Origin of the sequence: Halocynthiibacter namhaensis (assembly GCF_000812685.1) — a bacterium.
GTDB lineage: Bacteria > Pseudomonadota > Alphaproteobacteria > Rhodobacterales > Rhodobacteraceae > Halocynthiibacter > Halocynthiibacter namhaensis.
This window is the reverse complement of sequence record NZ_JWIF01000036.1, coordinates 1-8,595: the sequence shown is the minus strand read 5'-3', so window position 1 is coordinate 8,595 and position 8,595 is coordinate 1. Positions and strand designations below refer to the sequence as shown.

Here is an 8,595-nt window from a genome sequence, read left to right as displayed (position 1 = left end):
CCAATCAGAAATGGGCTGGCGACATCAGCTACATTTGGACCAGCGAAGGTTGGCTGTATCTTGCCGTCATCCTTGACCTGTATTCTCGCCGCGTCATCGGCTGGGCTATCAGTAACCGCATGAAGAAGGATCTGGCAATCCGGGCGTTAGATATGGCCGTTGCTTTGCGCCAACCACCGGAGGATTGCATTCACCATACGGATCGTGGTTCACAATATTGCTCAAATGAGTATCAGAAGCGCTTGTCCAAGCACGGTTTCAAGGTCTCGATGAGCGGCAAGGGAAATTGTTATGATAATTCTATGGTCGAGACGTTCTTCAAATCCATTAAGGCTGAGCTGATTTGGCGCAACCGTTGGGACACACGCCGTCAGGCTGAAGGCGCGATCTTCCAGTATATCAACGGGTTCTATAACCCGCGCCGTCGCCACTCATCGCTTGGCGGGAAAAGTCCCTTGGCTTTTGAGCGAAAGGCCGCATAAATGAGTTCAGAGACCGGAACGTAAGCGGGACAAGACCAATGTGGGTCAAGCAACCCAGCGAAGCCGATCATTTCCCGAGACGCATTGAACGTCCCCCAAAACGCCATCATACATTTCTCAACGAAAATTTGTTTTGCGGGGATTAAAACCTGCCTGCCGCGTGTTTCCTTAATATCAACCACAACAACGGGACCCCATCCTCACATATGGCCCCACCAACAAAGGAAATACTATGTATAAATCTCTGACGACCGCCCTTCTTTTTGCAGTCACCTCGACCACAGCGGTTTTTGCCGAGGGACATATGGTTGCGGGGTTGCAAGTTGTAAATGGTGCGCTTGCCAATGCAGACGGCATGTCGCTTTACACATTTGATCCAGATACGGCTGACAGTTCAGCTTGCAATGGTCCATGTGCAGTTGCTTGGCCCCCTCTGTTTGCAGGTGCCGATGACGAAGACCATGGTGAATTCACGATTGTCACCCGCGCGGACGGCTCGCGCCAATGGGCCCATGATGGTGCACCGTTGTACTTCTGGAAAAACGACGTTGAAGCTGGTGATCAGACTGGTGATGGCGTGAAAGGCGTGTGGCATCTTGCACGCCCCTGATCCTGTGATTAACATTGTTTCGGGGCATATCCGTCCCGAAACATCACGGAATAAACCTGTGAGCGTACCCCGCCAGACCTTTCAACACGAACTGCAGCTTCATCTGCCAACCTTACGACGCGTGGCACTGGGTTTGACACGTAATTCAGCGGCGGCAGATGACCTGACACAGGATTGTGCGGAACGCGCTTTGCGCAAGCAAGCGCTATATGTGGCTACGACAGCAGGCATGAAACCTTGGCTTATGACCATGATGGTCAATCTGCACCGCAATCAGATCCGCGCAGGAAAGTCGCGGCCGCAAACGGACAGTATGGATCTTGAGTTTCTGAAAGCAGCAAGTCCTGATACGCTGGCTGCTCGGCTTGATTTAACGGATACGGCACGCGCAATTGATCAACTGCCCACTGACCAACGCGAAGTTTTACTAACGGTGGTTCTTAGCGGTATGTCCTATAAGGATGCCGCCGAAACCCTTTCGCTGCCTCTTGGCACGTTGATGTCTCGACTGGGGCGAGCACGCGCGCGGCTGCGTGAAATTACGAATGAAGGTGCGGTATGACGAACGGCTCAAAAACAATTACCGATGATATGTTGCACGCTTTTGTCGACGGGCATCTGTCTGACGCCGATATGGCCCATGTGGAATCCTGGTTAAATGCCAATCCGGATCGGGCCGAGGAAATTATGGATTGGGCCGAACAGAACCGATCAATCGAAGCATTGTTCCCAGAAGTGCCCGTGAATTCGGTAGAAGCACCAAGCGCCAACACAAACGCAGCCCCCCTTCGCTATGCTGCACAATTCGTTGCAGGTCTGGCTGTATTGGCGGTCGGCATATTTGCGGGCTGGACGCTGCGTGACAGCAACGACATTGCGCAGCTTCCAACAAACGACACTGAGATCATTGCCGCGTTGGTGCAGGACGCTCTAGCTGCGCATGTTGTTTACGCAGTAGATCCGCATCGCCCCGTTGAAATCAAAGCCTCACAAGAGGCGCTTTTGATCCGCTGGCTGTCCAACCGCGTTGGCGCACAAATGGTTGCGCCAAACCTTGAAAGTAGTGGCTTTGACCTTGTTGGGGGCCGCTTACTGTCGGTCTCTGAAGGCCCCGCCGCACAATTTATGTATGAAAACTTGGCGGGCACTCGCATTACTTTGATGGTCCTACAGGGAAACACCGGGCGAATGGCCGAATTTCAGTTTGAAAATGATGGGGAAGCCAACAGCTTTTACTGGCAAGACGAAACGCTACGCTATGCCCTCGTCGGGGACATACCACGTGGAGAGCTTAGTGAAATTGCAAGTAATGTGTTTAACCAGCTCACGGCCGGTTAAGGCAACTCCGGCTGCCCCTACTACATCCGACACGCAATCGAATGTTCCGCTTGGAATTAATTGAACCCATGGTGACCCTCCTGACAGAAGGCTGTCAGGAGGGGTGTTCTATAGGAAGCAGACATTCAGATATCAGGAGATCAAAACATGTCTGTACTTGAACGCGTGCGTTTCAAAACTCTGCCCAACACGGATGAGGCCGCTTTTCTAGAAGCGGCGCAAGCCAGCTTTGCTTGGGTGAAAACACAACCAGGATTTATGTATCGTACACTGGTGAAAGACGGGGATCACTGGGAAGATCTCGTGTATTGGGATGGCCAGGCCAGCGCCCAAGCAGGCGGTGCCGCATTTATGGCCTCGGCCGAGAACGCAGCCTATGGCGCGATGATCTCGCCTGGCACAGTTGTGATGGCACATTTGCCCCAAATGCTTGCGATCGCTGCCGCAGGGTAATTGACCTGGATGAGGGCTGCGCGCATACATTCCATATGGAACACGAAGCCCTCATCCGCCTCAGCATCTTTCTAGGCCTATTCACGCTCTTCGCGAGCATCGAAACCTGGTTCCCTCGCCGTGTGCGAAGCCTACCGCGCAAATCACGCTGGTTTACAGCTTGGTCCTTGACGCTGCTCAATACCCTGACCTTGCGAATGATGGCCTTTGTATTACCCGTCTTAGCTGTTGGCGCCGCCGCAGATGCAACACACCAAGGCTGGGGTCTGCTAAACCTGATCACCCTGCCCGCTTGGTTTGAACTTATTCTCGCCGTTCTGATTTTAGATTTCGCGATCTGGCTACAACATTTGATCACGCATAAAGTACCGCTTCTGTGGCGTTTGCATCGGGTACATCACGCAGATCGCGACATCGACGTCACGACTGCCATCCGTTTTCACCCCGTTGAAATTGCGCTATCGATGCTGATCAAGATCGCCGTGGTCTATGCCCTTGGCCCGACCGCGATTGCGGTGATTATATTTGAGATCATGTTAAACGGCACCGCCATGTTCAACCACGCCAACATGCGCCTCCCCGCCAAAGTGGATCAGCTTGTGCGCATGGTGTTGGTGACCCCGGATATGCACCGCGTGCATCATTCCGTTCACCGACAGGAACATGACAGCAATTATGGATTTGCTCTGTCGATTTGGGATCGCATGTTCAATACCTATATTGCGCAACCCAAGGCTGGACATGACAAAATGGAAATCGGCCTGGCCTGGCGTGATGAACGCCCCGCAAAACTTGGGTGGAGCCTATGGTTACCCTTTCAAAAGAAATAGAATCACGGGCGCGGGCCCAGCATCTGGATATCGGCGGAATACTTTGGGACGGAAATGACACGCTGGTGTTGTTGCTGCCTCGTGAACCCGGGTTCTGGAAACATTTCACCGCCTCTGCAGAATATCAGGACAAGGCAGAAAATCCGCTTGATCGCTGGTCCAAACATGTTGTCGGCGAGATCGCAGATGACCTCGGATTGGGAACCCATTTTCCATCTGATGGGCCGCCCTATCCACCGTTTATCCGCTGGGCAAAGGCCTCGGGCCGGGCTTGGGCGTCACCGGTTCAAATGATGGTGCATGACACTGCGGGCATGATGATATCCCTGCGCGCGGCTTTGCGCGTTCCCCAACGCTTGCCGCTTGCGCCATTGCAGAAGGCCTCACCTTGCAACACCTGCGCCGAACAGCCCTGCCTTTCCCAATGTCCTGTTAGTATATCCAAATGCTGTGCGGCCGTCGGTCCGGCGTCTGCGTCCTAAAAATGCACTGGCTGAAGAAGAGCTGAAGACAAAACGTGCTGAACGCCGTGAACGTGAATTGGACGCGTTGGTGCGAGGAAAGCCGATCATTCAGGATCTAGGTGACGATGCCAGCACAAAGTTTCTGTCATTTTTCTTTGATGAAACTTTCGCGGATGTCGAAAAAGAACTTAGCAAGATCGAATTGGCCTTTGCAGCGCGCATATGCAAGTGACCTTTTCCCAACCTACGGCCCGGGTGACCGCCTCAACGTTAGACAGGGAAGCATTAGTTCCCTGACTACCAAGAGCGCGGTTTCACTGATCGAGGTTTCTCAGATGCTCGGGCAAGGCATGTCTGGTGGTCCCTTAATGGGCGAGGATTATGCGGTATTTGGCATCATCCACAAAGGCGGCCCAGTAGCCTACGTTACAAAAGATGGAAGCGTTTCTCCACAACGGCAGCTTGCTGTTGCAATTTCTGAGTTGAAAGCATGGGTGTCGACCTTTCCGTAAACCATGATGAGTTTTCTCAGAATTACCAGATTGCTAGTTCGCTTTCCGCTCAGTTTGCTACCCCAATGATACCCACAAGAAAATCAGCTATGATCGCAAATCTCAGCGATCTATCCAAGTGGCTGTTTTCATTAAGTTTAAATGGTGCCCAGGGGCGGATTTGAACCACCGACACGAGGATTTTCAATCCACTGCTCTACCCCTGAGCTACCCGGGCACCGGGGAACGTTGTACGTTCGAGTAAGCGCGTTTTAGACGGGGGGGCTGGCAGTGTCCAGAGGGGAAATCACTGTTTTTCCCTGGAATGTCATTTTTTCACAAATCCGCGCCTTTTGCTTGTTATGATACCGTGCGGGGTAGGTGGGATCGTTCTGGTGGTTACACCAGTTCACGTGGCACGACGAAGTTTACCAAACGGCCGCTGCTGGGCTGAATGTCGGACCAGTTTTCGATGTCAAAATCCAAAACTGTTGTTGCGCCGCTGGGATATTGCCGAAACTTGGGATGTGTTACACCGCCTTCGACAAGTCCGGCTGCCAAGGCTGCCGTGCCGGGGTTGTGCCCAAGCATCATCACGGTGCCTTCCGAACGTTTTTGCAGCAGAGACAACATCTTACCTGGTGCGGCCAAATAAAGCTGTGAGGTGAATTCTGTTAAGGCATCTCCGAGGTGTTGCGCAACACCTGCCCAGGTTTCACGGGTCCGTTCGGAGCTTGAGGACAATAATAGGGCGGGGGCATAGCCCTGCGTGGCCATCCATCGCCCTATCGCGTCCGAGGCTTGCCTGCCACGTTCGGTTAACACTCGGTCGTGGTCATCTAAGCAGGGGTCGTCCCAGCCGGATTTGGCATGGCGCATCAAAATAAGTCGTTTTGTCATGGTCTCACCCTGATTGAATAGGTTGCTAATTCCTAGGGGAAATGCGTTGGGATGCAAATGATTTTGGACCTGGGGCAGCCTATGTGGGTCTTAGAAAAGCCCGCATGTGGAAGGCAGATTGCGCGGCTGTGCGCCCAGAGGTTTGGCTGACTGGGCATGATACACGTGCCTGGCAGCCGTTTGACATGCAATCTTGGCCTGCGGGACTGTGCAAATGGGCTTGGCATCCGGCGTAGTCATAAACGTCATTGCTTAACGCGCTAACTATAGCTCGCCGCGCCGAATTAGACTGAGGTGCAAGCCAGTTTAGACAGCACACCAAACCAGGTAATGATGAGGACAAGACCCAAGTTTGCATAAGAAGCGTGTGCATAGTGGCCTGTTCAGGCAATTACATTGCCATCGGTGTCTATCAGCTATTTGTCTCTCGAATTGGTCGTTAACCATTTTATCTGGACGGCAAGCCTAAAGCCCTCGAAATGCGACACTTGCAACGAAGATAACGTTCAGCATAGTACAACCAACCAGATGAATTGTATTTGCCCTAATTTTGGCTCCCTTTACTGCCGAAAACCCTAGTTTGAGATCATCAAATCCTATTAATGAAATTAATTTCATTTAGATAGGAGATATTGACGGAAGGATAGCGAGATGAAGAGACTAATATATCAGTATTGGACAGGCCGTATGCCCTCCTATGCCCAAGTAAGCAAAGAGCTTTTTACTTCATATGCGCGAGACTCTGGTGCTGAATACCTTTTCGAGCAAGATCCCCGGTATTTCAGAAGTAAATACGCTCGCTACTATAATGCGCTTCGACCCATATTTGACCTGAATTTTCACGCCTATGATCAAGTTTTGTTTGTGGATATGGATGTGATCCCGCTTCAAAACAATGATGCGAATATTTTTGAAACGCCAATTGGGCAAATTGGGATGGTAGAGGAGGTTGACCAACCCGATCTAAGATTAAACATGTTTGGAAGAATAAATCACAATAATGATTTGCGTTGGGCTAAAGTCGTCAAGAAAATTTGGGGGGTACAGGTACCGTTAGATGCACTTAACCGACCTCGAGTCTTCAATTCTGGCGTGGTTTTGTACACAAAAACCGGCCTTCAATTTGCGCGAGAAAACTTCCCCTCCGTCAAAGCCTATCAATATGTGATGACCTTAGCTAGGCTACCGCGTTTCTACCGGTTGGATCAAAACTATCTTGGCGCATTCGTAGGGAAACATCGCTGTGATTATTCATGCTTGGCTTCCGATTGGAATAGTCAAATTACCAGTGCCAAAACCTTGTCTGGTGAAAATCTGCTCGTCGATCAACGAACAGCATCATCCAAGTTTATCCACATGCAACATCGCGGAAGGAATGAAATGAGCCAAGACGATGTTCTGTCTGTTGCTAGTGGAACATACAATTTTGACGCAGCACGCCACTTTTGACCACTGCAAAGATCAAATAGAACGCCCAAAGCAACAGAAAGACTCCTTTAACCATGACCAATGATCCGTATATTTCGATAATTATTCCAACACACAATCGCGCAAATTTACTTCCTAGGGCTGTGTCGTCTGCTTTATTATGGGCTGGGAGTGATGTGGAAGTGTTAGTTGTCGAAGATGGGAGCAAAGTGGCACAACAGGCTTTGGAAGAATTCGCTCACCTACCGCATCTGATTGTGACACAAAACCAAGGCCCACGAGGTGCTGCTTCGGCTCGAAATTACGGAGCCAATATTGCACGCGGGCAAATATTGCTTTTCCTAGACGATGATGACGAGTTCATTGGCGACTATGTGCTACGTGTAAAGGACATTGCAACGACGGAAAATGCCTATTGGGGCTTTGCGCGACAAAAGATCCGCTCGGGTGACCCTTACAATCTTGTTCATGATAAGAAGTCGAAATTAGGCGACCACAGTCGGCTGGCTAATAAAAAAATTCCAGTCCGACGGAAAATTGCGCCCCTTAGCGCGGGGTTTTGGATAAGAAAGTCCCTTTACTGGGACCTCGGAGGGCTGTGTGCTGATCAAGTGATTGACGAAGATACAGACTTATGCTGTCGTCTTTTAGCTGCCGGGTTTGAACCTTGGCTTGAAGCTTGCTTTGCTGTTGTCCTAGAGCGGTCTCTAGATTTTGAACGACTTACAAACCAAGGTAATAAATCCCTGATTGCCGAATGTTATCTGAGGACTTTTCTGCACAATATTGCCTCATGCAATCACATTCATGGAGCACCAGCATACCTCGCTTTTCGCGCGCAACGAATGATCCTGAGGAGCGGTCAAGTTGAACTACTTTCAGAAGTGACTGAAAATATACAAAGCTACTGGCTGCGTTTTGTACTGGTCTTGTCCCGCTTACGTTCCGGTCTCTGAACTCATTTATGCGGCCTTTCGCTCAAAAGCCAAGGGACTTTTCCCGCCAAGCGATGAGTGGCGACGGCGCGGGTTATAGAACCCGTTGATATACTGGAAGATCGCGCCTTCAGCCTGACGGCGTGTGTCCCAACGGTTGCGCCAAATCAGCTCAGCCTTAATGGATTTGAAGAACGTCTCGACCATAGAATTATCATAACAATTTCCCTTGCCGCTCATCGAGACCTTGAAACCGTGCTTGGACAAGCGCTTCTGATACTCATTTGAGCAATATTGTGAACCACGATCCGTATGGTGAATGCAATCCTCCGGTGGTTGGCGCAAAGCAACGGCCATATCTAACGCCCGGATTGCCAGATCCTTCTTCATGCGGTTTGGTCTTGTCGCGGTTTAGTTCCGGTCTCTTTCGAGCAATGTTTGCTATGAAGGAGATAGAGAATGGCAAAGAGATACACAGACGAGTTTCGGCGTGATGCGGTGCGCATGGCGACGACGAGTGGCTTAACGCGGCCTCAACTTTCATCAGATTTAGGGGTTGGGCTTTCGACGCTGAACAAATGGGTTCAACAGCATCAACACGATGACCTGATGTCAGGACCGCATGAAGACGTTGAGAAGGAGAACACGCGGCTTCGCAAGGAAG

Annotated in this window: 12 protein-coding genes, 1 tRNA gene and 1 pseudogene; 11 read left to right on the top strand and 3 right to left on the bottom strand. The window is 50.9% G+C overall.

Going from position 1 to position 8,595, the window contains the following annotated elements:
• The 8 genes from RJ38_RS05935 to RJ38_RS18820 form a co-directional block, all read left to right on the top strand.
• Window positions 1-482: IS3 family transposase (locus tag RJ38_RS05935; RefSeq protein ID WP_039017066.1), on the top strand; the 482-nt coding region annotated here is incomplete at its 5' end.
• A 232-nt stretch (window positions 483-714) separates the two neighbouring features.
• Window positions 715-1,092 carry a COG4315 family predicted lipoprotein gene (locus tag RJ38_RS05930; protein ID WP_039017970.1) on the top strand — a complete coding sequence of 126 codons (378 nt, stop codon included), beginning with the start codon at window positions 715-717 and terminating at the stop codon, window positions 1,090-1,092.
• Between the two features lie 58 nt (window positions 1,093-1,150).
• Entirely contained in the window at window positions 1,151-1,654 is a 504-nt protein-coding gene (locus RJ38_RS05925; RefSeq protein WP_039017975.1) for an RNA polymerase sigma factor, read from the top strand.
• Window positions 1,651-2,430 (top strand): anti-sigma factor family protein, encoded by a 780-nt coding sequence (locus RJ38_RS05920; protein ID WP_039017969.1) that lies wholly within the window; start codon window positions 1,651-1,653, stop codon window positions 2,428-2,430. The genes RJ38_RS05925 and RJ38_RS05920 overlap by 4 nt, the downstream gene beginning before the upstream one ends.
• Window positions 2,431-2,577: 147 nt before the next feature.
• Window positions 2,578-2,883, top strand: coding sequence for a hypothetical protein (locus RJ38_RS05915; RefSeq protein WP_052245224.1), 306 nt, complete (start codon window positions 2,578-2,580; stop codon window positions 2,881-2,883).
• 35 nt (window positions 2,884-2,918) lie between these two features.
• A complete protein-coding gene (locus RJ38_RS05910) occupies window positions 2,919-3,713 on the top strand; it encodes a sterol desaturase family protein (RefSeq protein ID WP_039017968.1) in 795 nt (264 codons plus the stop codon).
• Window positions 3,689-4,195 (top strand): hypothetical protein, encoded by a 507-nt coding sequence (locus RJ38_RS05905; RefSeq protein ID WP_052245223.1) that lies wholly within the window; start codon window positions 3,689-3,691, stop codon window positions 4,193-4,195. The genes RJ38_RS05910 and RJ38_RS05905 overlap by 25 nt, the downstream gene beginning before the upstream one ends.
• Window positions 4,196-4,302: 107 nt before the next feature.
• Window positions 4,303-4,689 carry a hypothetical protein gene (locus RJ38_RS18820; protein WP_156121778.1) on the top strand — a complete coding sequence of 129 codons (387 nt, stop codon included), beginning with the start codon at window positions 4,303-4,305 and terminating at the stop codon, window positions 4,687-4,689.
• A gap of 142 nt (window positions 4,690-4,831) precedes the next feature.
• On the opposite strand, the gene RJ38_RS05895 is transcribed toward RJ38_RS18820, so the two are convergent.
• Window positions 4,832-4,906, bottom strand: a tRNA-Phe gene (locus RJ38_RS05895).
• Between the two features lie 161 nt (window positions 4,907-5,067).
• Entirely contained in the window at window positions 5,068-5,568 is a 501-nt protein-coding gene (locus tag RJ38_RS05890) for a SixA phosphatase family protein (protein ID WP_039017966.1), read from the bottom strand.
• Between the two features lie 651 nt (window positions 5,569-6,219).
• Here RJ38_RS05890 and RJ38_RS05880 point away from each other — a divergent pair.
• Both RJ38_RS05880 and RJ38_RS05875 read left to right on the top strand, forming a co-directional pair.
• The gene (locus tag RJ38_RS05880; RefSeq protein WP_039017964.1) at window positions 6,220-7,017 is read left to right on the top strand and encodes a hypothetical protein; all 798 of its coding nucleotides are present in this window, start codon (window positions 6,220-6,222) and stop codon (window positions 7,015-7,017) included.
• A 53-nt stretch (window positions 7,018-7,070) separates the two neighbouring features.
• Window positions 7,071-7,952, top strand: a complete 882-nt coding sequence (locus tag RJ38_RS05875) for a glycosyltransferase family 2 protein (protein WP_082005651.1) — start codon at window positions 7,071-7,073, stop codon at window positions 7,950-7,952.
• A gap of 6 nt (window positions 7,953-7,958) precedes the next feature.
• Here RJ38_RS05875 and RJ38_RS05870 read toward each other — a convergent pair.
• Window positions 7,959-8,327, bottom strand: a pseudogene (locus tag RJ38_RS05870) (DDE-type integrase/transposase/recombinase); the annotation flags it as partial.
• A gap of 63 nt (window positions 8,328-8,390) precedes the next feature.
• Here RJ38_RS05870 and RJ38_RS05865 point away from each other — a divergent pair.
• Window positions 8,391-8,595 (top strand): transposase (locus RJ38_RS05865; RefSeq protein WP_039017963.1); only part of this gene is annotated, 205 nt, incomplete at its 3' end.

Coding starts and splice junctions, on each gene's coding strand:
- RJ38_RS05890 (WP_039017966.1), bottom strand. CDS start 5,568: ATGACAAAACGACTTATTTTGATGCGCCATGCCAAATCCGGCTGGGAC.
- RJ38_RS05930 (WP_039017970.1), top strand. CDS start 715: ATGTATAAATCTCTGACGACCGCCCTTCTTTTTGCAGTCACCTCGACC.
- RJ38_RS05875 (WP_082005651.1), top strand. CDS start 7,071: ATGACCAATGATCCGTATATTTCGATAATTATTCCAACACACAATCGC.
- RJ38_RS05905 (WP_052245223.1), top strand. CDS start 3,689: ATGGTTACCCTTTCAAAAGAAATAGAATCACGGGCGCGGGCCCAGCAT.
- RJ38_RS05880 (WP_039017964.1), top strand. CDS start 6,220: ATGAAGAGACTAATATATCAGTATTGGACAGGCCGTATGCCCTCCTAT.
- RJ38_RS18820 (WP_156121778.1), top strand. CDS start 4,303: ATGCCAGCACAAAGTTTCTGTCATTTTTCTTTGATGAAACTTTCGCGG.
- RJ38_RS05920 (WP_039017969.1), top strand. CDS start 1,651: ATGACGAACGGCTCAAAAACAATTACCGATGATATGTTGCACGCTTTT.
- RJ38_RS05910 (WP_039017968.1), top strand. CDS start 2,919: ATGGAACACGAAGCCCTCATCCGCCTCAGCATCTTTCTAGGCCTATTC.
- RJ38_RS05915 (WP_052245224.1), top strand. CDS start 2,578: ATGTCTGTACTTGAACGCGTGCGTTTCAAAACTCTGCCCAACACGGAT.